General features: G+C 72.1%; 21 protein-coding genes, 1 tRNA gene and 1 pseudogene. 15 read left to right on the forward strand and 8 right to left on the reverse strand.

All coding sequences use genetic code 11. The annotated features are described in order from the left end of the window. The first annotated feature begins 182 nt into the window (after window positions 1-182). The 3 genes from OIE12_RS11685 (at window position 183) to OIE12_RS11695 (ending at window position 3323) form a co-directional block, all read left to right on the forward strand. Window positions 183-1340 carry an acyl-CoA dehydrogenase family protein gene (locus OIE12_RS11685; protein WP_329134471.1) on the forward strand — a complete coding sequence of 386 codons (1158 nt, stop codon included), beginning with the start codon at window positions 183-185 and terminating at the stop codon, window positions 1338-1340. An 88-nt stretch (window positions 1341-1428) separates the two neighbouring features. Further along, window positions 1429-2310 carry an acyl-CoA thioesterase gene (locus OIE12_RS11690; protein WP_329134473.1) on the forward strand — a complete coding sequence of 294 codons (882 nt, stop codon included), beginning with the start codon at window positions 1429-1431 and terminating at the stop codon, window positions 2308-2310. A 5-nt stretch (window positions 2311-2315) separates the two neighbouring features. Further along, window positions 2316-3323: a cation diffusion facilitator family transporter gene (locus OIE12_RS11695; protein ID WP_329134475.1), complete on the forward strand. Its 1008-nt coding sequence runs from the start codon at window positions 2316-2318 to the stop codon at window positions 3321-3323. 42 nt (window positions 3324-3365) lie between these two features. On the opposite strand, the gene OIE12_RS11700 is transcribed toward OIE12_RS11695, so the two are convergent. Then, the gene (locus OIE12_RS11700; protein WP_329134477.1) at window positions 3366-4160 is read right to left on the reverse strand and encodes a phosphatase; all 795 of its coding nucleotides are present in this window, start codon (window positions 4158-4160) and stop codon (window positions 3366-3368) included. 219 nt (window positions 4161-4379) lie between these two features. Beyond that, on the reverse strand, window positions 4380-4985 hold the full coding sequence (locus OIE12_RS11705) for an SACE_7040 family transcriptional regulator (protein ID WP_329134479.1): 606 nt from the start codon (window positions 4983-4985) through the stop codon (window positions 4380-4382). A gap of 85 nt (window positions 4986-5070) precedes the next feature. Between OIE12_RS11705 and OIE12_RS11710 the strand changes: the two genes are divergently transcribed. From OIE12_RS11710 to OIE12_RS11730, 5 genes are all read left to right on the forward strand, one after another. Next, entirely contained in the window at window positions 5071-6693 is a 1623-nt protein-coding gene (locus tag OIE12_RS11710; protein WP_329134481.1) for a carboxyl transferase domain-containing protein, read from the forward strand. Between the two features lie 14 nt (window positions 6694-6707). Beyond that, window positions 6708-8645, forward strand: coding sequence for an acetyl/propionyl/methylcrotonyl-CoA carboxylase subunit alpha (locus OIE12_RS11715; RefSeq protein WP_329141871.1), 1938 nt, complete (start codon window positions 6708-6710; stop codon window positions 8643-8645). After that, window positions 8642-9607 carry a hydroxymethylglutaryl-CoA lyase gene (locus OIE12_RS11720; RefSeq protein WP_329134483.1) on the forward strand — a complete coding sequence of 322 codons (966 nt, stop codon included), beginning with the start codon at window positions 8642-8644 and terminating at the stop codon, window positions 9605-9607. The genes OIE12_RS11715 and OIE12_RS11720 overlap by 4 nt, the downstream gene beginning before the upstream one ends. Before the next feature lie 3 nt (window positions 9608-9610). Beyond that, a complete protein-coding gene (locus OIE12_RS11725; protein ID WP_329134485.1) occupies window positions 9611-10771 on the forward strand; it encodes an acyl-CoA dehydrogenase family protein in 1161 nt (386 codons plus the stop codon). Window positions 10772-10918: 147 nt separating this feature from the next. Beyond that, window positions 10919-11968, forward strand: a complete 1050-nt coding sequence (locus OIE12_RS11730; protein ID WP_329134487.1) for an ABC transporter substrate-binding protein — start codon at window positions 10919-10921, stop codon at window positions 11966-11968. 156 nt (window positions 11969-12124) lie between these two features. Here the strand turns inward: OIE12_RS11730 and OIE12_RS11735 are convergent. Further along, window positions 12125-12316, reverse strand: a pseudogene (locus OIE12_RS11735) (fibronectin type III domain-containing protein); the annotation flags it as partial. Window positions 12317-12421: 105 nt separating this feature from the next. Here OIE12_RS11735 and OIE12_RS11740 point away from each other — a divergent pair. The 3 genes from OIE12_RS11740 to OIE12_RS11750 all read left to right on the forward strand — a co-directional run bounded on the left by OIE12_RS11740 (window position 12422) and on the right by OIE12_RS11750 (window position 15339). Beyond that, on the forward strand, window positions 12422-12679 hold the full coding sequence (locus tag OIE12_RS11740; RefSeq protein ID WP_030379848.1) for a hypothetical protein: 258 nt from the start codon (window positions 12422-12424) through the stop codon (window positions 12677-12679). Between the two features lie 87 nt (window positions 12680-12766). Next, window positions 12767-14584, forward strand: a complete 1818-nt coding sequence (gene glmS, locus OIE12_RS11745; protein WP_329134490.1) for a glutamine--fructose-6-phosphate transaminase (isomerizing) — start codon at window positions 12767-12769, stop codon at window positions 14582-14584. A 56-nt stretch (window positions 14585-14640) separates the two neighbouring features. Beyond that, on the forward strand, window positions 14641-15339 hold the full coding sequence (locus OIE12_RS11750; protein ID WP_329134492.1) for a hypothetical protein: 699 nt from the start codon (window positions 14641-14643) through the stop codon (window positions 15337-15339). 97 nt (window positions 15340-15436) lie between these two features. Here the strand turns inward: OIE12_RS11750 and OIE12_RS11755 are convergent, their stop codons facing one another. Together OIE12_RS11755 and OIE12_RS11760 are read right to left on the reverse strand one after the other, a co-directional pair. Further along, window positions 15437-16009 carry a GPR1/FUN34/YaaH family transporter gene (locus tag OIE12_RS11755; protein ID WP_329134493.1) on the reverse strand — a complete coding sequence of 191 codons (573 nt, stop codon included), beginning with the start codon at window positions 16007-16009 and terminating at the stop codon, window positions 15437-15439. Between the two features lie 150 nt (window positions 16010-16159). Further along, window positions 16160-16687 (reverse strand): universal stress protein, encoded by a 528-nt coding sequence (locus OIE12_RS11760; protein ID WP_329134495.1) that lies wholly within the window; start codon window positions 16685-16687, stop codon window positions 16160-16162. A 407-nt stretch (window positions 16688-17094) separates the two neighbouring features. On the opposite strand from OIE12_RS11760, the gene OIE12_RS11765 reads away from it, so the two are divergent. The 4 genes from OIE12_RS11765 (at window position 17095) to OIE12_RS11780 (ending at window position 20174) form a co-directional block, all read left to right on the forward strand. After that, window positions 17095-17541, forward strand: a complete 447-nt coding sequence (locus OIE12_RS11765; protein ID WP_329134497.1) for a hypothetical protein — start codon at window positions 17095-17097, stop codon at window positions 17539-17541. Between the two features lie 387 nt (window positions 17542-17928). Continuing rightward, the gene (locus OIE12_RS11770; protein ID WP_329134499.1) at window positions 17929-19224 is read left to right on the forward strand and encodes a helix-turn-helix domain-containing protein; all 1296 of its coding nucleotides are present in this window, start codon (window positions 17929-17931) and stop codon (window positions 19222-19224) included. 147 nt (window positions 19225-19371) lie between these two features. Then, on the forward strand, window positions 19372-19974 hold the full coding sequence (gene orn / locus OIE12_RS11775) for an oligoribonuclease (protein ID WP_329134501.1): 603 nt from the start codon (window positions 19372-19374) through the stop codon (window positions 19972-19974). Between the two features lie 127 nt (window positions 19975-20101). Continuing rightward, window positions 20102-20174: transfer RNA gene (locus OIE12_RS11780), tRNA-His, on the forward strand. 91 nt (window positions 20175-20265) lie between these two features. Here the strand turns inward: OIE12_RS11780 and OIE12_RS11785 are convergent. The 3 genes from OIE12_RS11785 to OIE12_RS11795 form a co-directional block, all read right to left on the reverse strand. Beyond that, window positions 20266-21870: an alpha/beta hydrolase gene (locus OIE12_RS11785; protein ID WP_329134503.1), complete on the reverse strand. Its 1605-nt coding sequence runs from the start codon at window positions 21868-21870 to the stop codon at window positions 20266-20268. Between the two features lie 186 nt (window positions 21871-22056). Then, window positions 22057-23112, reverse strand: a complete 1056-nt coding sequence (locus OIE12_RS11790) for a LacI family DNA-binding transcriptional regulator (RefSeq protein WP_329141873.1) — start codon at window positions 23110-23112, stop codon at window positions 22057-22059. 196 nt (window positions 23113-23308) lie between these two features. Beyond that, a complete protein-coding gene (locus OIE12_RS11795) occupies window positions 23309-24766 on the reverse strand; it encodes a GH1 family beta-glucosidase (protein WP_329134505.1) in 1458 nt (485 codons plus the stop codon). Window positions 24767-24886 lie beyond the last annotated feature (120 nt).

Raw genomic sequence — 24886 nt, forward strand, 5'->3', positions numbered from 1 at the left:
GCACACGGTGGCGTGCGCGGACACGACGATAACGGGAGCGCCGGGTCCGCGGTCCCGGCGTGACGAGCGTTACGGCCGCCCCTTTCCGCCCGCCCTGGACGCCGGTCCCTACCCGTCGGTACCTTGGTGTCTGAGCAAGCGCTTAGACAAGCTCGCGCAGGTGACGTTCGAGGGAGGCGGCAGTGCGCCGTACGGTGTTCAACGAGGATCACGAGGCGTTCCGGGAGACCCTCCGCGCCTTCATCGAGGCCGAGGTCGTACCGGCGTACGACGAGTGGTTCACGCAGGGCATCGTGCCCCGCGAGTTCTACTACAAGCTCGCCGAGCTGGGCCTCTTCGGCATCAACGTGCCCGAGGAGTTCGGCGGCGCCGGCCTGGAGAGCCACAAGTTCGAGGCCATCCAGTACGAGGAGACCGCCCGCGCGGGCGTGACCTTCGGTGGCTCCGGCGTGCACGTCCTGCTCGCGCTCCCCTACATCAAGATGCTCGCCACCGACGAGCAGAAGAAGCGGTACCTGCCGAAGTTCGTCTCCGCCGAGGAGATGTGGGCGATCGCGATGACCGAGCCGGGCACCGGCTCCGACCTCGCCGGCATGAAGACCACCGCGAAGCTCAGCGAGGACGGCACGCACTACGTCCTCAACGGCGCCAAGACCTTCATCACCGGCGGCGTCCACGCCGACCGCGTCATCGTCTGCGCCCGCACCGCCGCGCCCACCGCCGAGGACCGCCGCTTCGGCATCTCCCTCTTCGCCGTCGACACCAAGTCCGAGGGCTACTCCGTCGGCCGCAAGCTGGACAAGCTGGGCCTGAAGACCTCCGACACCGCCGAACTCGCGTTCGTCGACGTCAAGGTCCCGGCCGAGGACCTGCTCGGCGAGGAGAACAAGGGCTTCCACTACCTCGGCGCCAATCTGCCCTCCGAGCGCTGGGGCATCGCCTTCGGCGCGTACGCGCAGGCCAAGGCCGCGATCCGGTTCGCCAAGGAGTACGTGCAGGACCGCACGGTCTTCGGCAAGACCGTCGCCAGCTTCCAGAACACCAAGTTCGAGCTGGCCGCCTGCCAGGCCGAGGTGGACGCCGCCGAGGCGGTCGCCGACCGCGCCCTGGAGGCCCTGGACGCCGGTGAGCTGACGGCCGCCGAGGCCGCCTCCGCCAAGCTGTTCTGCACCGAGGTCGCCCACCGCGTCATCGACCGCTGCCTCCAGCTCCACGGCGGCTACGGCTACATGAACGAGTACCCGATCGCCCGTCTGTACGCCGACAACCGGGTCAACCGGATCTACGGCGGCACCAGCGAGATCATGAAGTCGATCATCGCGAAGAACATGGGGCTGTGACCGGCCCCGGCACCGGTTCCGACCGCCGTCCCAGCCACGGCCCCGGCCCGGCACCCCGCACGGAGAACACGCAGGATAGAACTGACATATGAGTCAGGCACTTCAGTCGCTGCTCGATCTGCTCGACCTGGAGCAGATCGAGCGGGACATCTTCCGCGGCCACTTCCGGCCCGCCGTCGTCCCCCGGGTCTTCGGCGGGCAGGTGGCCGCGCAGGCGCTCGTCGCGGCCGGCCGCACGGTCCCCGAGGACCGGCACGCGCACTCGCTGCACGCGTACTTCCTGCGGCCCGGCGACCCGGGCGCGCCGATCGTCTACTCCGTCGACCGCATCCGCGACGGCCGCTCCTTCACCACCCGGCGCGTGGTCGCCGTCCAGCACGGACAGCCGATCTTCCACCTCTCCGCCTCCTTCCAGGTGTACGAGGAGGGGCTGGACCACCAGGCCCCGATGCCGTCCGCCCCGGACCCGGCGACCCTGCCCACCTCCGCCGAACGGCTGCGTTCGTACGAGCATCTGCACCCGGCGGTGGTGGAGCGGTTCCTGGAGGTCCGCGAGGCGGTCGACCTGCGCTACGTCGACGAGCCGCCGTACGGCCGCTTCGGCGAGCCGCGCGAGCCGCACTCCCAGGTGTGGTTCCGCACCAACGGCAAGCTGGAGGGCGCGATCGACACGCCCCTGCTGCACGTCGTCCTCGCCACCTACGTCTCCGACATGACCCTCCTGGACTCCGTCCTGCTCGCGCACGGCCGGGGCGGCTGGGCCGTCGGGGACGTCGTCGGCGCCTCGCTCGACCACGCGATGTGGTTCCACCGGCCGTTTCGCGCCGACGAGTGGCTGCTGTACGACCAGGAGTCGCCGTCGGCCTCCGGGGGTCGCGGTCTCGGTCAGGCACGCATCCACACCCAGGACGGCAGCCTGGCGATATCGGTGATCCAGGAAGGCGTGGTCCGCGTTCCGCGGGAACACTGACATGCATGGCGCACACGGACACGGAACCGGACCGGGACCCGGCTGAGGACACCGGTCAGCAGGACGGCGGCGGCGAGAGCACCTTCACGGTGGTCGTCGCCGCCCTCGCCAATCTCGGCATCGCGGTGGCCAAGGCCGTCGCGGGGCTGATCAGCGGCTCCAGCGCGATGCTGTCGGAGGCCGCGCACTCGGTCGCCGACACCGTCACCGAGGTACTGCTGCTCACCGCGCTCAAACGCAGCGCGAAACCCGCCGACGAGGAGCATCCGCTCGGCTACGGCCCCGAGCGCTACATCTGGGCCCTGCTCGCCGCCGTCGCCACGTTCGTCGGCGGCGCGGTCTTCTCCCTCTACGACGGCATCCACACCCTGACGGCGGGCGAGGAACTGGGCGACCCGCTGGCCTCGTACATCGTGCTCGCCGTCGCCTTCGTCCTGGAGGGCTTCTCGCTGCGCACGGCGGTGCGCCAGGCGCGCGGGGAGGCGTCCCGGCTGAGGGTGCCCTTCGGACGCTATCTGCGGCGCACCAGCGACACCGCGGTCAAGGCGGTGGTCATGGAGGACTCGGCGGCCCTGGTCGGCCTGCTGCTCGCGGCGGGCGGCCTGCTGGGCGGGCAGCTCACCGGCTCCGGGGTGTGGGACGGCGTCGCCTCACTGTGCATCGGCGGGCTGCTGCTGTACGTCGCCTGGGTGCTCGGGAGGTCCAACGTCGAACTGCTGATCGGGCGCCCGCTGCCGCGGTCCGTGCGGGAGCGGATCCGGGCGGAGCTGGTGGCGGTGGAGCACATCGAGGCCGTGCTGGAGCTGACGACGCTGGTGCAGGGGCCGAAGGAGGCGCTGGTGGCGGCGAAGGTCGACTTCCGGGACGTGTCGACGGCGGCCCAGATCGAATGGGCGTGCGAGCAGGCGGAGCAGCGGCTGCGGGCGGCGGTCCCCTCGGTGAGCCGGGTGTACCTGGACCCGACGCCGGGGTTCGCGCAGCGGCGGGCGGAGGGGCTGAACCCGTGGCCGTGAGGACGGGGCCGTGAGTGCGGGGTTCAGCCCCTCCCGGCACCGTCAGCCGAGCAGTCCCGCCTGGTCCAGGAGGTAGGCCGTCATCGGGTCGTAGTGGCGGGGGCTGGTGACGTGGTCGTCGAGGGGGACGGCGACCTGGAGCGTGCCCTCGGACTCGGCGAGGAAGAGGGCGGGGTCGTTGCAGTCGGCGTAGCCGATGGCGTCGACGCCGTCCTGGGCGGCGCGGCCGGCCCAGCCGTGGTCGGCGACGACGAGGTCGGGCGCCGGGTCGCCGTCGCGCTCCAGGCCCGTCAGGATCGCCCGCATGGGTTCACCCGAGTGGGTGTGCCAGAGGCTGGCGCCGTGTTCGAGGACGGCGACGTCGGCGAGCTGCCAGACGTAGCCCTCGTCGGTCTGCAGGCCCTCGGGGATCACGACGATGTCGCAGCCGGCGGCGCGCAGGGCGGCGGCGGTGGCGCGGTGGACGTCCAGGAGGCCGCCGGGGTGGCCGGTGGCGAACAGGACGCGCTGGCGGCCGTCGGCGGCCTTGCGGAGGCGGGCGGCCATGCGGTCCAGGGCGTCGACGGTGAGGTCGGGGTCGATGGTGTCCTGGCCGTAGCGGTACTCGGGGTCGTCGTTGACGCCGACGCGTTCCGCCATGACCGCGAGGACGTCCTGCTCGTCGGTCCAGCGGTCGCCGAGCTCCAGGCCGAGCCAGAAGTTGCGGTCGCCGTTGGCCAGCTTGCGGTAGTGGGAGAGGTTGTTCTCGCGGGGGGTGGCGACGTCGCCCGCGATGCGGGTGCGGACGAGGTGATCGACGAGGTCGGCGCGGCTGGGGGGCGTCCCGGGTATCGGCATGCCCCCATTGTGTACGCTGCCTCGCCCCCGCCGCCCTTGCCCTTCCCATCCCCGGGGGCTCCGCCCCCGGACCCCCAAAAGACCGCGCAGTTCCCCGCGCCCCTTGAAAGCAGGGGGCGCCCCCGGGCTTTCAAGGGGCGCGGGGAACTGCGCGAACGGCCACGACGCACCCGCAGCCGCCACACCACAGAAGCCCCGGAGCTATAAGGCGCCCTGCGCTCAGCCCGCCGCAGGCGAGCCCGCCGCCGAGGCGAACGCGCCGCGGGCCATCGCCCGCAGAAGCTCCGCCGTCGCCGCGCGACCGGGAAGCGCACCGCGACGACCCAGATGCGGCGTGCTGTTCAGCAGGCCGAACACCGCGTGGACCGCCGCCCGGGCGACCGGTTCCAGAAGCCCGGGGTACACCTCCCGCAGCACCTCCACCCACAGCTCCACGTACTGCCGCTGCAACTGCCGCACCAGCTTGCGGTCACTGTCGCGCAGGCGGTCCAGCTCGCGGTCGTGCAGAGTGATGAGCGGACGGTCGTCGAGCGCGAAGTCGATGTGGCCCTCGATGAGCGAGTCCAGCACCGCCTCCGGGTCGCCGGCCGTCTCGGCGGCCCGCCGCCGGCCGCCGGTCAGCAGCTGCCCGCTGATCCCGACCAGCAGCTCCGCCAGCATCGCGTCCTTGCCGGCGAAGTGCCGGTAGAGCCCGGGTCCGCTGATGCCGACCGCGGCACCTATCTCGTCGACGCCCACGCCGTGGAACCCGCGTTCGGCGAAGAGGCGCGCGGCCTCCTTGAGGATCTGCTCGCGGCGGGTCGGGGCGTCGGTTCTCGTGGCCATGAAAACAATTCTAGACATCCACGTTAGCGGTCGTTAACCTGGACGGAGTGCGTTAACGCTCATTAACACGTGAGGGGACCGCAGGATGCAACAGGCACCGGAGCTGACCAGCGCGGCAGACCCCGCGTCGGCGGCCTGGCGGGCCAACGAGTCGGCGCACCGCGCGCTCGTCGAGGAGCTGCGCGGCCGGCTCGCCGCGGCCCGCGCGGGCGGCGGCGAGCGGGCCCGCGCCCGGCACACCGCGCGCGGCAAGCTGCTGCCGCGGGACAGGGTGGACACCCTGCTCGACCCCGGCTCCCCCTTCCTGGAGCTGGCCCCGCTGGCCGCCGAGGGGATGTACGACGGGCAGGCCCCGGCGGCCGGGGTGATCGCCGGCATCGGCCGGATCAGCGGACGCGCGTGCGTGGTCGTCGCCAACGACGCCACGGTCAAGGGCGGCACGTACTACCCGATGACGGTCAAGAAGCACCTGCGCGCCCAGGAGGTCGCGCTGGAGAACCACCTGCCGTGCGTCTACCTGGTCGACTCCGGCGGAGCCTTCCTGCCGATGCAGGACGAGGTCTTCCCCGACCGCGAGCACTTCGGGCGGATCTTCTACAACCAGGCCCGCATGTCCGGCGCCGGCATCCCGCAGATCGCGGCGGTCCTCGGCTCCTGCACGGCCGGCGGGGCGTACGTCCCGGCGATGAGCGACGAGGCGGTGATCGTCCGCGGCCAGGGCACGATCTTCCTGGGCGGCCCCCCGTTGGTGAAGGCGGCCACCGGCGAGGTCGTCACCGCCGAGGAGCTGGGCGGCGGCGAGGTCCACTCGCGCACCTCCGGCGTCACGGACCACCTCGCGGAGGACGACGCGCACGCGCTGCGGATCGTCCGCAACATCGTCTCCACGCTCCCCGCGCGCGGCGAGCTGCCCTGGGAGGTCACCGCGGCCGTCGAGCCGAAGGTGGACCCCTACGGCCTGTACGGCGCGGTGCCGGTCGACTCGCGGACGCCGTACGACGTACGGGAGGTCATCGCCCGCGTGGTGGACGGCTCGCGGTTCGCGGAGTTCAAGGCGGAGTTCGGCCAGACCCTGGTCACCGGCTTCGCCCGGATCCACGGCCACCCGGTCGGCATCGTCGCCAACAACGGCATCCTGTTCTCCGAGTCGGCCCAGAAGGGCGCGCACTTCATCGAGCTGTGCGACCAGCGCGGCATCCCGCTGGTCTTCCTCCAGAACATCTCCGGCTTCATGGTCGGCAAGGACTACGAGGCCGGCGGCATCGCCAAGCACGGCGCCAAGATGGTCACGGCGGTCGCCTGCACCCGCGTACCCAAGCTCACGGTCGTGGTGGGCGGCTCGTACGGGGCGGGGAACTACTCGATGTGCGGCAGGGCGTACTCGCCGCGCTTCCTGTGGATGTGGCCGAACGCCAAGATCTCGGTGATGGGCGGCGAGCAGGCCGCCTCCGTCCTCGCCACGGTCAAGCGGGACCAGCTGGAGGGGCGCGGCGAGGAGTGGCCGGCCGAGGCGGAGGAGTCCTTCAAGGCTCCGATCCGCGCCCAGTACGAGCAGCAGGGCAACGCCTACTACGCCACGGCCCGCCTGTGGGACGACGGCGTGATCGACCCGCTGGAGACCCGCCAGGTGCTGGGCCTGGCCCTGACCGCGTGCGCCCACGCCCCGCTGCCGCCCGCGGCCGGCGGCTTCGGCGTCTTCCGGATGTGAGGGGGAGCATGACCATGTTCGACACGGTGCTGGTGGCCAACCGGGGCGAGATCGCCGTCCGCGTGATCCGCACCCTGCGGGCGCTGGGCGTGCGCTCGGTGGCCGTCTTCTCCGACGCGGACGCGGACGCCCGGCACGTCCGCGAGGCCGACACGGCCGTGCGGTTGGGCCCGGCCCCGGCGGCCGAGAGCTATCTGTCGGTGGAGCGGCTGCTCGAGGCCGCCGTCCGCAGCGGTGCCCGGGCGGTGCACCCGGGATACGGCTTCCTCGCGGAGAACGCCGGGTTCGCGCGGGCGTGCGCCGAGGCGGGGCTGGTCTTCATCGGCCCGCCCGCCGACGCGATCGCCCTGATGGGCGACAAGATCCGCGCCAAGGAGACGGTGAAGGCGGCCGGGGTCCCGGTGGTGCCCGGCTCCAGCGGCTCCGGACTCACCGACGCCGAGCTTGCGGCCGCGGCCCGCGAGATCGGCGCCCCTGTGCTGCTCAAGCCCAGCGCGGGCGGCGGCGGCAAGGGCATGAGGCTGGTGCGGGACCCCGGGGCGCTGGCGGAGGAGATCGCCGCCGCCCGCCGCGAGGCCCGCGCCTCCTTCGGCGACGACACCCTCCTCGTCGAACGCTGGATCGACCGCCCCCGGCACATCGAGATCCAGGTGATGGCCGACGCGCACGGGAACGTGGTGCACCTGGGCGAGCGCGAGTGCTCCCTCCAGCGCCGCCACCAGAAGATCGTCGAGGAGGCGCCCAGCGTCCTGCTCGACAAGGCCACGCGCGCGGCGATGGGCGAGGCGGCGGTCCAGGCCGCCCGCTCCTGCGGCTACCGGGGCGCGGGCACGGTGGAGTTCATCGTCTCCGGCGGCGACCCGTCGTCGTACTACTTCATGGAGATGAACACCCGCCTCCAGGTGGAGCACCCGGTGACGGAGTTCGTCACGGGTCTCGACCTGGTCGAGTGGCAGCTGCGGGTGGCGGCCGGGGAGCCGCTGGCGTACCGCCAGGAGGACATCCGGCTGACCGGCCACGCGGTGGAGGCCCGGCTCTGCGCCGAAGACCCGTCCCGCGGGTTCCTCCCGTCCGGCGGCCGGGTGCTGGCGCTGCGCGAGCCGCAGGGCGACGGGGTGCGCAGCGACTCGGGGCTCAGCGAGGGCACGGAGGTCGGCAGCCTCTACGACCCGATGCTGTCCAAGGTGATCGCGTACGGCCCCGATCGCGCGACGGCGCTGCGCAGGCTGCGGGCGGCCCTGGCGGACACGGTGACACTGGGCGTGCCGACCAACGCGGGCTTCCTGCGCCGGCTGCTGGCCCACCCGGCGGTGGTGGCGGGCGAGCTGGACACGGGCCTGGTGGAACGCGAGGCCGACGGCCTCGTGCCGACCGAGGTGCCCGAGGAGGTGTACGAGGCCGCCGCGGCCGTACGCCTGGACGCGCTCGCGCCCCGCGCGGAGGGCTGGACCGACCCGTTCTCGGTGCCCAGCGGCTGGCGCATGGGCGGGCAGCCGGCGCCGGTCTCCTTCGACCTGCGCGTCACGGGATTCGACCCCGTGACGCACGCCCCGCGCGGCACGCGCCACGTCACGGCCGACCGCGTCACCGTGACGCTGGACGGCGTGACGCACACCTTCCACCACTCCGGCGACTGGCTCGGCCGGGACGGCGACGCCTGGCAGGTCCGTGACCACGACCCGGTGGCCGCCTCCCTCACCCGCGCCGCGCACGCCGGGGCGGACGCCCTGACCGCGCCCATGCCCGGCACGGTGACGGTGGTGAAGGTGGCCGTCGGCGACGAGGTGGCGGCCGGGCAGAGCCTGCTGGTGGTGGAGGCGATGAAGATGGAGCACGTCATCTCCGCCCCGCACGCCGGCACGGTCGCCGAGCTGGACGTCACCCCGGGCACGGCGGTCGCCATGGACCAGGTGCTCGCCGTACTGGCACCGCTCGAGGAGGGCGCGGAATGACCGCTCAGGAACTCCCCATGGCCGTCCCCGCGCCGGGGCTGCCGGCCAGGGTCCGCATCCACGAGGTCGGCGCGCGCGACGGGTTGCAGAACGAGTCGGCGACGGTGCCGACGGCGGTGAAGGCCGAGTTCATCCACCGGCTCGCCGAGGCGGGCCTGACGACGATCGAGGCCACGAGCTTCGTGCACCCCAGGTGGGTGCCCCAACTGGCCGACGCGGAGCAGTTGTTCCCCCTGGTGAGCGCGTTGCCGGTGGCGCTGCCGGTCCTCGTGCCGAACGAACGGGGCCTGGAGCGGGCGCTCGCGCTGGGCGCCCGCCGGGTCGCCGTCTTCGCCAGCGCCACGGAGTCCTTCGCCCGGGCCAACCTCAACCGCACGGTGGACGAGTCGCTGGCGATGTTCGCCCCGGTGGTGTCCCGCGCGAAGGCGGAGGGCGGGCATGTCCGGGGCTATCTCTCCATGTGCTTCGGCGACCCCTGGGAGGGCCCGGTCCCGGTGGCGCAGGTGGTCCAGGTCTGCCGGGCCCTTCTGGACCTGGGGTGCGACGAACTGAGCCTGGGCGACACGATCGGCGTGGCCACCCCCGGCCATGTCACGGCACTGCTGTCCGCGCTGAACGAGGCCGGGGTGCCCACCGGCGCCCTCGGCGTCCACTTCCACGACACCTACGGCCAGGCCCTCGCCAACACCCTGGCCGCCCTCCAGCATGGCGTCACCACCGTGGACGCCTCCGCGGGCGGCCTCGGCGGCTGCCCGTTCGCCAAGTCCGCCACCGGCAACCTCGCCACCGAGGACCTGGTGTGGATGCTCCGGGGCCTCGGCATCGAGACCGGAGTCGACCTGGACCGTCTCGTCGCCACGAGCGAGTGGATGGCCGGGCACCTGGGCCGCCCCAGCCCGTCCCGCACCGTCCGCGCCCTCACCCCCCGGGCCTCTCAGGCCGCCTCCCACAAGGAGCAGTGACCCATGGACCACAAGCTCTCCCCCGAGCTGGAGGAACTCCGCCGCACGGTCGAGGAGTTCGCCCACGACGTCGTCGCCCCCAAGATCGGCGACTTCTACGAGCGGCACGAGTTCCCGTACGAGATCGTCCGCGAGATGGGCCGGATGGGCCTGTTCGGGCTGCCGTTCCCGGAGGAGTACGGCGGCATGGGCGGCGACTACTTCGCGCTCGGCATCGCCCTGGAGGAGCTGGCCCGGGTCGACTCCTCCGTCGCCATCACCCTGGAGGCCGGGGTCTCGCTCGGCGCCATGCCGCTGCATCTGTTCGGCACGAAGGAGCAGAAGCGGGAGTGGCTCCCCCGGCTCTGCGCGGGCGAGATCCTGGGCGCGTTCGGCCTCACCGAACCCGAGGGCGGCTCCGACGCGGGCGCGACGCGCACCACGGCCCGCCTGGACGAGAAGACGGACGAGTGGGTGATCAACGGCACCAAGTGCTTCATCACCAACTCCGGCACGGACATCACGGGCCTGGTCACGGTGACGGCGGTGACGGACCGCAAACCGGACGGCAGGCCGGTCATCTCCTCGATCATCGTCCCGTCCGGCACCCCGGGCTTCACGGTCGCGGCCCCGTACTCCAAGGTCGGCTGGAACGCGTCGGACACCCGGGAGCTGTCCTTCGCCGACGTCCGGGTCCCGGCGGCCAATCTGCTGGGCGAGGTGGGCCGGGGCTACGCACAGTTCCTGCGCATCCTGGACGAGGGCCGTATCGCGATCGCCGCGCTGGCCACGGGTCTCGCGCAGGGCTGTGTGGACGAGTCGGTGAAGTACGCCAAGGAGCGCAGGGCCTTCGGCCGGCACATCGGCGAGTACCAGGCCATCCAGTTCAAGATCGCCGACATGGAGATGAAGGCCCACACCTCCCGCCTCGCCTGGCGTGACGCGGCCTCCCGCCTGGTCTCCGGCGACCCCTTCAAGAAGGAGGCGGCCCTGGCGAAGCTGTACTCGTCCACGATCGCGGTCGACAACGCCCGCGAGGCCACGCAGATCCACGGCGGCTACGGTTTCATGAACGAGTACCCGGTGGCGCGGATGTGGCGGGACGCCAAGATCCTGGAGATCGGCGAGGGCACGAGCGAGGTGCAACGCATGCTGATCGCCAGGGAGTTGGGGCTGACGAGCTGACGCCGACGTACAGGTGAGGACCCCGCCCCCGGACGCGGCATGCACAGGGGAAGGACCCCGCCCCCCGGACCCGGCATGAGGTTAGGCTAACCTACTTTCGAACTCGTCCGGCGGGCCACCCCCGCCCCGTTCGAAGGCAGCCACAGCATGTTCAACGCCCGTGTCTCCCGTCCCACCCGCCGCGGCGTCCTCGCCGCCGGCGGTGCCCTCGGCCTCGGTGCCGTGCTCGCGGCCTGCGGTGACGAGGACGCGAAAGCCGGCGGCTCGGGCGACGGGTCCGGGGCGGGCACGTCGGGTTCGTGGACCTTCAAGGACGACCGCGGCCGGGCCGCGAAGGCCGGCAAGGTCCCGTCGAACATCGTCGCGTTCGTCGGCGTGGCCGCCGCGCTGCACGACTACGGCGTGAGCGTGAAGGGCGTCTTCGGGCCCACGAAGACCAAGGACGGCAAGGCCGATGTCCAGGCCGGTGACATGGACGTCAGCAAGGTGACCATCCTGGGCAACGAGTGGGGCCAGTTCAACATCGAGAAGTACGCGGCCCTCGGCCCGGACCTCCTCGTCTCCACGATGTTCGACGACGCCGGCACCCTCTGGTACGTCCCCGAGGAGTCCAAGAAGAAGATCGAGGCCGTCGGCGCGCCGAGCGTCGGCATCTCCGTCTACGACCGCCAGCTGCCCGAGCCGCTCCAGCGGATGCTGGCGCTCGCCAAGACGCTCGGCGCGGACACCTCCTCCAGCGAGATCGCCGCCGCGAAGAAGCGGTTCGAGGACGCCGCCGCCCGGCTGCGCGCCGCGGCCAAGGCCCACCCCGACATCAAGGTCCTGGTCGGTTCCGCGAGCCAGGACATCTTCTACGTCTCCGGCACCAACCTCTCCATCGACCTGGAGTACTTCAAGGCCCTCGGCGTCAACTTCGTCGAGCCGGCCGAGGCCGCCAAGAAGGCGAGCGGCGGGTGGTTCGAGAACCTCAGCTGGGAGAACGTCGACAAGCACCCGGCCGACCTCATCATGATGGACAACCGGACCTCCGCAATCCAGCCGGCCGACATCACCGAGGCCACGTGGAAGAAGCTGCCCGCGGTCAAGGCGGGCCAGGTCATCCCGCGCAACCCCGAGCCGATCCTCTCGTACGACAAGTGCGCACCGCTGCTCGAAGACCTCGCCAAGGCGATCGAGAGCGCGAAGAAGGTGAGCTGAGCGCCCCGACGGTACGAGCGACCGCGCGTGTTGGCCGGCCCGGGGCGGGAAATGCCCCGGGCCGACCCTCGTTCAGCGCGCCCGGCGGGCCACCGTGAAGTGGTCGACCTGCTCGACCGTCTCCGCGATGCCGCGGACCTTCAGCGTGGCGTAGTGGCCGCGCGGGGCCGGGGTGCAGAGCGTGCGGACCTCGGCCCTGATCCTGCGCGAGAGGTCCCAGGGGTGGGCGCCGACCCGGAGGAACGGGTCCTTCACCGCGGCCGGGACCTGCCAGGAGACGGTCATCTCGGTGCGCGGATCGGTGCCGTAGGCGAGGTGGCGGCCGAAGGGGGCGACGAGCGCGCCGTCGGCCGTGTCCTTCCCGGAGGACTCCCATATCAGATCTCACAGCACCGTGCCCGAAATCGGGCAGGAATCTTGCGAATCCGTCGGGCTTACTCCAGGATCTAGCGGGTGCACGACGAACTTGTTGACCATCTGACGCGCTCCACGCCCCTCAGTCGGGGCGAGGCGCTGCGCGTGGTCCAGGACGTGCTCGCCTACTTCGACGAGAGCACCGAGGCGTACGTCCGCCGCCGGCACCGCGAACTCCAGGCCCAGGGCCTGGTGAACGCGTCCATCTTCGAACGGATAGAGGCGGACCTGAAGTACCGCGCGGTCTCCCCGCCGGACCTCACGCTCCGGCAACTGCGCCGCATCGTCTACGGCTGAGCCGGGGCCCCGTCCTTCCGGATCCCTCAACTCGTCTCAACGCATCTCAACGAACGTCAACGAACCTCACGGGACAAAAGGTTACATATGTGCGGAATCGTCGGATACATCGGTAAGCGCGATGTGGCGCCCCTGCTGCTTGAGGGTCTGCAGCGGCTGGAGTACCGCGGCTACGACTCGGCCGGCATCGTCGTCACCAGCCCCAAGGCGACCGGCCTGAAGATGGTCAAGGCCAAGGGCCGGGTGCGCGACCTGGAGGCCAAGGTCCCCGCGCGCTTCAAGGGCACCGCCGGCATCGCCCACACCCGCTGGGCCACCCACGGCGCCCCGTCCGACGCCAACGCGCACCCGCACATGTCGGCCGACAGCAAGGTCGCCGTCGTCCACAACGGCATCATCGACAACGCCGCCGACCTGCGGAAGAAGCTGGAGGCGGACGGCGTCGAGTTCCTCTCCGAGACCGACACCGAGGTCCTCACCCACCTCGTCGCCCGCTCCGAGGCGACGAAGCTCGAGGACAAGGTGCGCGAGGCGCTGCGCGTCGTCGAGGGCACGTACGGCATCGCCGTCATGCACGCCGACTTCCCCGACCGCATCGTGGTGGCCCGCAACGGCTCCCCCGTCGTGCTCGGCATCGGCGAGAAGGAGATGTTCGTCGCCTCCGACGTGGCCGCGCTCGTCACCCACACCCGGCAGATAGTCACGCTGGACGACGGCGAGATGGCCACCCTCAAGGCCGACGACTTCCGCACCTACACCACCGAGGGCACCCGCACCACGGCGGAGCCCACCACGGTGGAGTGGGAGGCCGAGTCGTACGACATGGGCGGCCACGACACCTATATGCACAAGGAGATCCACGAGCAGGCCGAGGCGGTCGACCGCGTGCTGCGCGGCCGCATCGACGACCGGTTCTCCACCGTGCACCTGGGCGGCCTCAACCTCGGCGCCCGCGAGGCGCGTGCGGTGCGGCGGGTGAAGATCCTGGGCTGCGGCACGTCGTACCACGCCGGCATGATCGGCGCGCAGATGATCGAGGAGCTGGCCCGCATCCCCGCCGACGCGGAGCCGGCCTCCGAGTTCCGCTACCGCAACGCGGTCGTGGACCCGGACACGCTGTACGTCGCCGTCTCGCAGTCCGGCGAGACCTACGACGTGCTGGCCGCCGTGCAGGAGTTGAAGCGCAAGGGTGCGCGGGTGCTCGGCGTGGTCAACGTGGTGGGCTCGGCGATCGCGCGCGAGGCGGACGGCGGCATCTATGTGCACGCCGGGCCCGAGGTGTGCGTGGTGTCCACCAAGTGCTTCACCAACACCACCGTCGCGTTCGCGCTCCTCGCGCTGCACCTGGGGCGTACCCGGGATCTGTCGGTGCGGGACGGCAAGCGGATCATCGAGGGGCTGCGGCGGCTGCCGGGGCAGATCAACGAGGTGATGAAGCAGGAGGAGGAGATCAAGCGGCTGGCCGAGCAGTACGCGCAGGCCCGCTCGATGCTCTTCATCGGCCGCGTGCGGGGATACCCGGTGGCCCGGGAGGCCTCGCTGAAGCTGAAGGAGGTCTCGTACATCCACGCGGAGGCGTACCCGGCCTCCGAGCTGAAGCACGGGCCGCTGGCGCTGATCGAGCCGGCGCTGCCGACGGTGGCGATCGTGCCGGACGACGATCTGCTGGAGAAGAACCGGGCGGCGCTGGAGGAGATCAAGGCGCGCAGCGGGAAGATCCTGGCGGTGGCGCACCAGGAGCAGGCGAAGGCCGACCAGACGATCGTCGTCCCGAAGAACGAGGACGAGCTCGACCCCATCCTGATGGGGATTCCTCTCCAACTCCTGGCGTACCACACGGCGTTGGCGCTTGGCCGGGACATCGACAAGCCGCGTAACCTGGCGAAGTCGGTGACGGTGGAGTAGGGGCTTCCGGGGAGTGCCCCGCGCCCCTGACAGGTGCGCGAGGACGGAACGGAACGATGGCGAGTCACACGTCGGTGTTTGGCCCCGGCAACTGGGTGGCGGTCCCCGGAACGGGGGACGGACCAGAGCGGGCCTGGACGAAGGAATTGCTGAACTCCGGGGAGGGGGACGCCTTCTCGTTGTTGCGGCTGGCCGCGGGGGGCACCTCGCGGCCGGCCGGCTCCGCGGACGACCGGATACTCGTGCTGGACGGCGCGCTGTCGTTCGCGGACGGCGACGGACCGGGCGGCCGGACGCTGCACAAGGGCGCGTACGCCGCCCTGCCGGCCACCGGCGGGACGACCGTGACCAGCGCCGGAGGTGCGCTGGCCCTGGTGCTCTCCGGCCGCCGGCTGGGACCCCCCGCAGAGGACGTCTTCGGTCCGCAGGGGTGGCAGCGGACGGGGCCGGGGCAGTGGTCCCGGCTGCTCCTCGACGTGGTGCTCGACGAGAGCTTCGACGAGCGGGTCGTGGGGCTGGCCCACTTCGAGGCGGGTTCCTTCGCTCCCAGGCATCCGCACCGCACGGCACACCGGTTCCTGTTCCTGGACGGCGAGGCCGACGACGAGTGGGTCCTCCCCGACGGAAGCCGGCACACCGCGCGCCGGGCCGCGGGCGACTTCGTCGATTACCCCTTCCCGATCGAGCACCAGACCTTCAGCAGGACCGGCTGCACGATCCTCTTCCTGCACGAGCCGCTGCCCGCCGGGGCCTGACCCCGTTCAGGACGGTTCCCCCGTGCGCGCACGGCGCCGCGCGGGAACCGTCCTGGCGGTGGTCCCGGGGACCGCCCCTCCCCGGGCCGGGCGGCACTCAGCCCGTCGCCGTCACACGACGGCCGGCCGCCCCGCGCCGTACGGTCGTCGGCCAGTGGGCCAGGGCCGCCGTCGCCGCGTACCAGGCGACCGCGCCCGCCGCCACGGCGAACCAGCCGCCGACCTTGCCGAGGGCGTCGCTGTCCGCGAGGACGGCTATGGCGAGCAGGACCAGGGAGACGAAGAACAGGCCGTAGGTGCCCTGGTCGAGTACGCCGTTGCCGGCCGCGCCGAGGGTCAGGGTGAGCGCCACGAGGGCGAAGAGCAGCAGGAACAGTCCGGCCGCGTTGTCGGAGATCTGGTCACCGGCCGAGACGGCCCAGGTGAACCAGAGGGCGCCGAGCGCCGCGAACGCGGTGCCGCTGCCGGTGTCATGGTCGCGGAAGGCCAGCAGGCCGACGAGGAAGAGGGCAACTCCCCCGACGTAGTGGGCGAGTGACACGGCGTTGGCCGCCGTCACGCCGTCGATCACGCCGGTGTTTCCGAGGCCGAAGGCCAACAGGGTGATGCCCAGGGCGAGTCGACCGGCGACGGTGGTCGTGCTACTTCCCGCGGAGACGTCATTGTCCACGACGGGCTCCCTTCATGCGTGCTTGTGAAGTTGTGCGGTGACCGGTATATGCCCTTCACATGCACACGAACACCTCTACGCGCGGGTAATTTCACAGCGCGTCAGGGCGGGACTCCGCAACGCCCGCGCCAGGGGAGGCCCAGGGGCCCCTCAGGGGATGACGACCACCGGGCGGCGGGCGCGTTTGGCCAGACGGCCGGCGACCGAGCCGAACAGACGGCCCACGAGCCCGTGCGTGGAGCCGACGACGATCGCGTCGGCCTCGTACTCCTGCCCGACCTCCTCGAGTTCGTGGCAGATGTCGCCGCCGCGCTCGACCAGGATCCAGGGCACCTCGGAGAGATAGTCCGCACAGGCCAGTTCGAGCCCGAGCACCTCGGTGCGGTGGTCCGGGACGTCGACGAAGACCGGTGGCTCGCAGCCGGCCCACACCGTGGTGGGCAGCCGGTTGGCGACGTGCACGATGATCAGGCCGGAGCGGAAGCGCTGGGCCATGCCGATCGCGTAGGAGAGGGCGCGCTCGCTGGAGGTGGAACCGTCGAAGCCGACGACGACACCGTGCTGAAACGCGGGATCGCAGGACGCGCGGCTCTCGTCCGACGCCAGTGGGTCGGCCGAGGCGGGCTCGGCGACCGACCGTTTGCGGTCCGCGGGTTCGAAGAATTCGTGACCGGCCATGGGTGTCTCGGCGTTGTGATCCTCGTCGGTGACGGCGGTGTGCGGGAAGACGACGGTGCGCGGCTGAGCCCGTGTCCGGGAAACCTCTTTCCCGGCCCATACCCCAAAGGGTACGGCGGCACGCCTTCCCGGCCCAGGGAACGGGCCCGGATCCCGCACTGGCCGCGCGGGGTTCCCCGGAGCATGCACGAGCCACCGCCCCCGGCGCAACGGTTCCTGTGTCCTACAGGCGTCACCACGGCGGCTTCACGGCGACTTCACAGCATCTTCCCGGACATCCGCCGTTTTCCGGACACCCGCCCGCACACACACGGCCGCCTTCCCCGCAAACGCAACCCGATCATCGCAGTGACCGCCGGCGGCACCCCGCGTTGAACCCCGTGAGCCATCGCCCCAGGGAGCCCTTGTTGCCCGCACCCCGTCCGTCCCACGGCCGCCGCCCGCGCGGCCGCACCCGTCCCACCCATGCCCCCGCACAGGACACCGTCGGCGATCTCGTCCGCTGGGCCGCGTTCAGCTGCGTCCTCGTGCCCGTCGTCCTCGTCTGGTACGGCACCTCGCTGGCCGGCGCCACCGGCGCCGCCCTGGGCCTCGCGGCCGTCACCGCCGTCTGCCGGGCCCTGCTCCGCCGCTCCGAACGGCACGCCGCCCAGGCGGCCCTGGAGGCCCTTGAGTCACAGCGGCCCCGCCCCGCCCACGCATCCCCCGAGCCACGGGGGTATCAGGAGTCGCGCGGCAGCTCAGGGGGGCGCCAGGCCGCCCACGCGCGCACCCGGCAGCCCGCTCACGCCGGGGCGTCCCAGGGGGCGCACAGGGGCGGTCGCCGGCCCCGCCGGAATACGCCGGTCGACTGACCGGTTTCCGCGCACGCGCCCGCATGTTTTCGGCCAACTTCCCAGCCATGTGCATGCACCCCCCGAAGACCCCTCCACAGCCCGTTCGACCTGCACCGAAAGGGTCTGGCGAGGCGCGCGCACCCTATGGGGACCGGCCACCGGGACGAGGCGCACTTCCCTGCACGGTCCGCGAGTGCAACGCTTCGTGATCGAATGCTTTACGCCAAGTTGCCATGTCGACAATCTGCCGGATGGTGAACCGGCCACGCCGGCGCCACACGACACAGTAGATTCGATCATGACTGTCTTACGGCGGGGGACTCGTGCTGGACCGAGGGGAAACGTGTTGGAGCGACAGACCCGAAGCATGGAGGGCGCCGCGACCACCGAGGGGGGCTTAGCAGTATGAGCCACGACTCCACTGCCGCGCCGGAAGCCGCGTCCCGGAAACTCTCCGGGCGCCGCCGCAAGGAGATCGTCGCGGTGCTGCTGTTCAGCGGTGGCCCCATCTTCGAGAGTTCCATACCGCTGTCGGTGTTCGGGATCGACCGCCAGGACGCCGGAGTACCGCGCTACCGCCTGCTGGTGTGCGGCGGCGAGGAGGGCCCGCTGCGGACCACGGGGGGCCTCGAACTGACCGCACCGCATGGGCTGGAGGCGATATCCCGCGCCGGCACGGTCGTCGTGCCGGCCTGGCGTTCGATCACGTCACCGCCACCGGAGGAGGCGCTCGACGCACTGCGCCGGGCGCACGAGGAGGGCGCGCGGATCGTCGGGCTGTGCACCGGCGCCTTCGTGCTGGCCGCCGCCGGACTGCTGGACGGCCGCCCGGCCACCACCCACTGGATGTACGCGCCGACGCTGGCCAAGCGCTATCCGTCGGTGCACGTCGATCCCCGCGAACTCTTCGTGGACGACGGCGACGTGCTGACCAGCGCCGGTACGGCCGCGGGCATCGACCTCTGCCTGCACATCGTGCGGTCGGACCACGGCAACGAGGCGGCCGGCGCGCTGGCCCGCCGGCTCGTGGTGCCCCCGCGCCGCAGCGGCGGCCAGGAGCGCTATCTGGACCGTTCTTTACCAGAGGAGATCGGCGCCGACCCGCTCGCCGAGGTCGTCGCCTGGGCCCTGGAGCACCTCCACGAGCAGTTCGACGTGGAGACGCTGGCCGCCCGCGCGTACATGAGCCGGCGCACGTTCGACCGCCGGTTCCGTTCGCTCACGGGCAGCGCGCCCCTGCAGTGGCTGATCACCCAGCGGGTGCTGCAGGCGCAGCGGCTGCTCGAGACCTCCGACTACTCGGTCGACGAGGTCGCGGGCCGCTGCGGGTTCCGCTCGCCGGTGGCGCTGCGCGGGCACTTCCGGCGGCAGCTGGGCTCGTCCCCGGCCGCGTACCGGGCGGCCTACCGGGCGCGCCGGCCGCAGGGCGACCGCCCGGCGGACGCCGAGGGCGCCCCGGCGGCGGTCGCGGGCCCCGGCGGCCCGCAGCCGGTGTCGCAGGAGCCGCCGGCGCAGGTGCCGATGCAGTCGCGGCGCACCGCGGCGGCGAGCGCGCTGGGCGCCGCGGCCTCCGTCTCGGCCCCGGCACCCGTGCCGGAGCACGGGCACGGGCACGGGCAGGGGCTCGGCCGGCACGCGCAGGAGATGTACTACGCGGGCAGCGGCCGCGCGGGCGCCCCGGGCTCACGCGGGGCGCCGTAACCGCCGCGGAACGCGTCCGCACGCGCCGAAGGGCGGGGCGGGGCACGCCGTACGGACCCGGTCCGGCACGGCGGTCCCGTCCCGCCCGCGCGCGTGACCGGTGTACGGCGGGTCCGCCGCGCCGCCGCGGGCCATAAGGTAAGGCGCATGAACGATCGCATGGTGTGGATCGACTGCGAGATGACCGGACTCTCGCTGTCCTCCGACGCGCTCATCGAGGTGGCCGCGCTGGTCACCGACTCCGAGCTGAACGTACTGGGCGAGGGGGTGGACATCGTGATCCGGCCGCCGGACGCGGCCCTGGAGACGATGCCGGAGGTGGTGCGCGAGATGCACACCTCTTCGGGCCTGCTGTCCGAACTGGCGTCCGGTACGACGATGGCCGACGCGGAGGAGCGGGTGCTCGCCTATGTGCGGGAGCACGTCAAGGAGCCCGGCAAGGCGCCCCTGTGCGGCAACTCCGTCGGCACCGACCGGAACTTCCTGGCCCGGGACATGCCGACGCTGGAGGGATACCTCCACTACCGCATCGTGGACGTCAGTTCGGTGAAGGAGCTGTCCCGGCGCTGGTACCCGCGGGCGTACTTCAACAGTCCGAAGAAGAAGGGCAACCACCGGGCGCTGGCCGACATCCAGGAGTCGATCGCGGAGCTGCGCTACTACCGCGAGGCGGTCTTCGTCCCCCAGCCCGGACCGGACTCCGACACGGCCCGTACGATCGCCGCGAAGCACGTCCTCCCCAGCCCCTGACCTGCGTCTCCGGCCCCCGCGGCGGGTCCGGACGCCCCCCGCGAAAAGGCGTGCGCGAGCACCCCTCGGGACCCTGTACACTTTTTCTCGGCCGGTCGGTGGAACACCAGGGAAACCGTCGGTCATGGTGGGTGTAGCTCAGATGGTAGAGCACCTGGTTGTGGTCCAGGATGTCGCGGGTTCGAGTCCCGTCACTCACCCTCTTCGATCAAGGGGTTGCCCCGCTTCTGCGGGGCAACCCCTTGGTCTTTCTTCTTTTCCTCCGCCGCGGTGGTGCGTCGGGCGCCGGGGTCACTTCTGCTTGACGTCGGTGCAGTAGACGTCCCTACCCGGCAGGTGGCCCGTGGTCAGGAAGTCGACGGTGGCCCTGTCCGCGCAGGCGGAGCCCTCGTTGTAGACGTAGTGGCCGCCGTTGTCGACGCCGACCAGGACGGACTTGCGGCCGAGGGCCTTGTGCAGTCCGAGGGCCCCCTCCCACGGGGTGGCGTTGTCGCGGCGGTTCTGCAGGATCAGGGTGTTGCGCGCGCCGGTGCCGGTCACGGTGACGGGCGCCTCCACCGGCTTCTTCCAGAAGGCACAGGCCCAGATGTTGGCCGGCATGCCCGCGGTGAGCGGCCACTTCTTCCGGTCGGCGGCGGTGCGGGCGGCGTAGCCGTCGGCGCCGTGCGGCCATTCGGCGTCGCCGCAGACGAGGGCCAGGAACATGGTGGCCTGGTTGTCCGCGGGGACGCCCGGGGAGGACGGAGTGCCGGCGAACACCTGCTCGAGCACCGCGCGGTCGGTGTCCGTGAGGCTCCCCTTGGCCAGGTCGTCGGCGGCCTTCCAGACCTGGGTGAGCACCGGCAGGGTGTCGTTGTGCAGCAGCAGGCCGTAGGTGACGTTCCGCAGGGTCGCCCCGTCCAGCGACAGAGAGGTGCCGGGGACGGGGACGGGCTCGCGGTCGAGCCGGTCGGCGAGCGCGAGATAGGTGCGGGTCACCTCCTCGACGGTGCCGCCCAGCCCGAGGGTGGCGTCCTGCGCCGCGGCGACGCGTGCCGCGTCGGGGAACCGGTCGGCCATGCCCTTGCCCCAGGTGTCCGCCACCTCGTCGGCCCAGACCTTCGCCGGGTTGACGTTGCCCTCCAGGATCATCCGGTCGGTCCGCCGCGGGAACAGCGACCTGTAGACGGCGCCGAGGTAGGTGCCGTAGGACTGGCCCCAGTAGGAGATCCTCCGCTCGCCGAGCGCCTCGCGTATGCGGTCCATGTCCCGGGCGGTGTTGGCGGTGGTGTAGTACTTCAGGTCGTCGCCCACCGCCGTGGCGCACTGCTTGGCGTCGGCCTTGGCGAGGGCCACGTTCCTGGTGATCGAGCCGTCCGCCGCGGGGAAGGGGAAGAGACCGGTCACCGTGGGGTCCTTCAGACCGCAGCTCTGCGGGGTGCTGTGCTCGACGCCGCGCGGGTCGAAGCCGATCAGGTCGTAGCGGTCCCGCACGGACTTCGGCAGTGTCGGCGCCATGGTCGCGGGCATGTCGAGGCCGCCCAGGGCCGGTCCTCCGGGGTTCAGCAGCAGGACGCCGCGCCGCTTGCCGGGCTTGGCGGTGGACAGCCGGGAGACCGCCACCTCGATCTTCTCGCCGCCCGGCTTGCGGTAGTTCAGCGGGACCTTCAGCGTTCCGCAGGTCAGCCGGGGATCCCGGCTCGCCCCCTCGGCCGGCCGCGGACAGGCGCCCCAGGTGATCGCGGTCCGGTGCACGGCCTTCCCGGCCGCCACGGCCTCCGCCGCCCGCGCGGTGTCCTGGCCCCCGACGGCGCCCGCGGCCAGTCCGGTACCGGCCAGCGCGCACACGACCAGGGCCGCGGCGGACCGGCGGCCTCCGGCGAGACGGGGCCCTTCCGCACTGCGCACTCGTTCCATGACGTCGCCCTCCACTGCTCGGCAGGGCCGAACCGCTCGATCCGACCGCTGTGCTGTCGGGGACGAGTCAACGCGAGAGCACCGGTGCGGCACATCACCGCTCGGTGGACACTTGCCGATAGCTCGCTCGGGGGACGTCGGGGAATGTCCACCCACCGACGGGGGACGCCGGGCACCGGCCAGGCCCTAGGACGACGCCCGGACCACCAGTTCCGTCGGCAGGACCTCGTGGCGGCGTTCGGCGGGGGTCGTGGGCGGGGGGCGGTGGTCGGCGATCTCGTGGAGGAGGAGGTCGATCATCGCGCGGCCCATCTCCTCGATCGGCTGACGCACGCTGGTCAGCGGCGGGTCCATGTGGCGGGCGATCGCGGAGTCGTCGTAGCCGACCAGGGCGACGTCCTCGGGTATGCGGCGGCCCGCCTCGCGCAGTGCCTGGCGGGCGCCGGCGGCCATGACGTCGGAGCCGGCGAAGACCGCGTCGAGCCGGGGGTTGCGCTCCAGCAGCCGCGTCATCGCGCGGCGGCCGCCCTCCTCGGTGAAGTCGCCCGGCTCCACGAGGTGCCCGTCGGCCGGGATCCCCGCGTCCTGAAGGGCCTCCCGGTAGCCGTCCAGGCGCCGCTGGGCGCCGTACACGGCGAGCAGGCCGGTGATGTGGGCGATCGTGCGGCGGCCGCCCGCCAGCAGGTGTTCGACGGCCGAGCGGGCGCCGGCGTAGTTGTCGGAGTCGACCGAGGCCAGCGTCTCCGCCACCGAGCGCGGGCCGCTGATCACGGCCGGGATCTCCAGCTGCGAGACCAGGTCGGGCAGTGGGTCGTCGGCGTGCACGGAGACCAGCAGTACCCCGTCCACCCGGTGGGCGGCCAGGTACTGGGCGAGCCGACGGCGCTCGCGGTCGCCGCCCGCGAAGATGAGCAGCAACTGCATCTCGGTGTCGGCCAGTTCGGCGCCCACCCCGCGCAGCATGTCGGAGAAGTACGGTTCGGCGAAGAACCGGGTCTCGGGTTCGGGGACGACCAGCGCGATGGCGTCGGTGCGGTTGGCGGCCAGGGCGCGCGCGGCGGTGTTGGGGACGAAGCCCAGTTCGGCGACGGCCGCCTCCACGGCGGCGCGGGTGGCGGCGCTGACCCGGGGCGAGCCGTTGATCACTCGGGAGACCGTGCCGCGGCCGACGCCGGCCCGGGCGGCGACCTCCTCCAGGGTGGGCCGTCGACCGCCCCGGCTCCGCCCACCGTTGACCGCCATAGTCGACGCCTCCTGTTCTGTCGCCATCAGGCCAGGAATGTAACAGCCTGGGGCGGCGCCTCGTACGGGCCCGTCGTCACCCGTCACGGCTCATCGTCCCTTGTCGGACCGGATACGACCCCCTCCGGGCGGCGGAAAAAGCCGGGAGGGGGCGCGGCCGGTGTCCGGCCACGCCCCCTCTCTCGGGTGGCGGGTGTCAGCCCTCGGTGCCGGGCAGCGCGTTGTCGCGGATCACGCCCGCGTACCAGTGGGCGCTGTCCTTGGGGATGCGGCGCTGGGTCGAGTAGTCGACGTAGACGGCACCGAACCGCTTGGAGTAGCCGTAGGACCACTCGAAGTTGTCCAGCAGCGACCACAGGAAGTAACCCCGTACGTCGGCCCCGTCGGCGACGGCCCGGCGGACGGCGTCCAGGTGGGCGTGGAGGTAGGCGATCCGCTGCGGGTCGTTGACCTTGCCCTCGGGCGAGACGTAGTCGTCGAAGGCGGCGCCGTTCTCGGTGACCATCAGCGGCAGCGACGGGTGGGACTTGGCCAGGCCGGTCAGCAGGGTGTGCAGACCGCCCGCGTCGATGGCCCAGTTCATCGCGGTGAGGTTGTCGTTGGCCAGGTGGAAGGCGATGTGGTCGGAGCCGGTCCACGGGGAGTGCTCGCTGGCGCCGTGGCCGTCGTTCTTGGTGGTGCCGGCGCCGTCGACGGGGTGCGAGACCACGGTCGGCGAGTAGTAGTTGACGCCGAGGACGTCGATCGGGCGGGAGATCTCCGCCAGGTCGCCGTCCTGCACCAGCTCGCTCCAGTCCACCAGGTGCGAGGTGTCGGCGATCAGGTCCTCGGGGTAGGCGCCGTCCAGGATCGGCCCGGTGAAGACGCGGTTGCCGACGGCGTCGATGCGGCGGGCGGCGTCGGCGTCCTCGCGGCTGTCGGTGAGCGGGCGGACCTGGTGCAGGTTGAGGGTGATCGAGGTCTGCGCGGTGGCCGGCAGGTTGTCGCGCAGTACGCCGACCGCCTTGCCGTGGGCGAGGTTGAGGTGGTGGGCGGCGCGCAGGGTGGCGGCCGGGTCGGTGCGGCCGGGGGCGTGCACGCCGGAGCCGTAGCCGAGGAAAGCCGAGCACCAGGGCTCGTTGAGGGTGGTCCACACGCCGACACGGTCGCCGAGGGCGCGGGCCATGATCTCGGCGTAGTCGGCGAAGCGGTAGGCGGTGTCGCGCTGCGGCCAGCCGCCCGCGTCCTCCAGCTCCTGGGGCAGGTCCCAGTGGTAGAGGGTGGCGACGGGGGTGATGCCCGCCTCGAGGAGCTCGTCGGTGAGACGGCGGTAGAAGTCCAGGCCGCGCTCGACGGCCGGACCGCGGCCGGTGGGCTGGACCCGGGACCAGGAGACGGAGAAGCGGTACGCCTTCAGGCCGAGGTCCTTCATCAGCGCCACGTCGTCGCGATACCGGTGGTAGTGGTCGGCGGCGATGTCACCGGTGTCGCCGTTGCGCACCTTGCCGGGGGTGTGGCTGAAGGTGTCCCAGATGGAGGGGGTGCGGCCGTCCTCGGCGGCGGCGCCCTCCACCTGGTAGGCGGCGGTGGCGGCGCCCCAGACGAAGCCGGTCGGGAAGGAGAGAGAGGTGGTGGCGGCCGGCCGGGCAGTGGTCTCGGGTCGTACGGCGGTCATGGTGAGAACGCTCCCAAAGTGGCGTGAGAAGGGCCGGACGGTGATCCGGCGGTGGGGGGGAAGGCGGGTGGCGGAGGGGGCGGGGGCAGGCAGCGTCGCCCCCGCCCCCGTACGGCCCGT

It is taken from the genome of Streptomyces sp. NBC_00670, from assembly GCF_036226765.1.
Lineage (GTDB): Bacteria > Actinomycetota > Actinomycetes > Streptomycetales > Streptomycetaceae > Streptomyces.

Coding starts and splice junctions, on each gene's coding strand:
- OIE12_RS11690 (WP_329134473.1), top strand. CDS start 1,429: ATGAGTCAGGCACTTCAGTCGCTGCTCGATCTGCTCGACCTGGAGCAG.
- OIE12_RS11695 (WP_329134475.1), top strand. CDS start 2,316: ATGGCGCACACGGACACGGAACCGGACCGGGACCCGGCTGAGGACACC.
- OIE12_RS11700 (WP_329134477.1), bottom strand. CDS start 4,160: ATGCCGATACCCGGGACGCCCCCCAGCCGCGCCGACCTCGTCGATCAC.
- OIE12_RS11705 (WP_329134479.1), bottom strand. CDS start 4,985: ATGGCCACGAGAACCGACGCCCCGACCCGCCGCGAGCAGATCCTCAAG.
- OIE12_RS11710 (WP_329134481.1), top strand. CDS start 5,071: ATGCAACAGGCACCGGAGCTGACCAGCGCGGCAGACCCCGCGTCGGCG.
- OIE12_RS11715 (WP_329141871.1), top strand. CDS start 6,708: ATGTTCGACACGGTGCTGGTGGCCAACCGGGGCGAGATCGCCGTCCGC.
- OIE12_RS11720 (WP_329134483.1), top strand. CDS start 8,642: ATGACCGCTCAGGAACTCCCCATGGCCGTCCCCGCGCCGGGGCTGCCG.
- OIE12_RS11725 (WP_329134485.1), top strand. CDS start 9,611: ATGGACCACAAGCTCTCCCCCGAGCTGGAGGAACTCCGCCGCACGGTC.
- OIE12_RS11730 (WP_329134487.1), top strand. CDS start 10,919: ATGTTCAACGCCCGTGTCTCCCGTCCCACCCGCCGCGGCGTCCTCGCC.
- glmS (WP_329134490.1), top strand. CDS start 12,767: ATGTGCGGAATCGTCGGATACATCGGTAAGCGCGATGTGGCGCCCCTG.
- OIE12_RS11750 (WP_329134492.1), top strand. CDS start 14,641: ATGGCGAGTCACACGTCGGTGTTTGGCCCCGGCAACTGGGTGGCGGTC.
- OIE12_RS11760 (WP_329134495.1), bottom strand. CDS start 16,687: ATGGCCGGTCACGAATTCTTCGAACCCGCGGACCGCAAACGGTCGGTC.
- OIE12_RS11770 (WP_329134499.1), top strand. CDS start 17,929: ATGAGCCACGACTCCACTGCCGCGCCGGAAGCCGCGTCCCGGAAACTC.
- orn (WP_329134501.1), top strand. CDS start 19,372: ATGAACGATCGCATGGTGTGGATCGACTGCGAGATGACCGGACTCTCG.
- OIE12_RS11785 (WP_329134503.1), bottom strand. CDS start 21,870: ATGGAACGAGTGCGCAGTGCGGAAGGGCCCCGTCTCGCCGGAGGCCGC.
- OIE12_RS11790 (WP_329141873.1), bottom strand. CDS start 23,112: ATGGCGGTCAACGGTGGGCGGAGCCGGGGCGGTCGACGGCCCACCCTG.
- OIE12_RS11795 (WP_329134505.1), bottom strand. CDS start 24,766: ATGACCGCCGTACGACCCGAGACCACTGCCCGGCCGGCCGCCACCACC.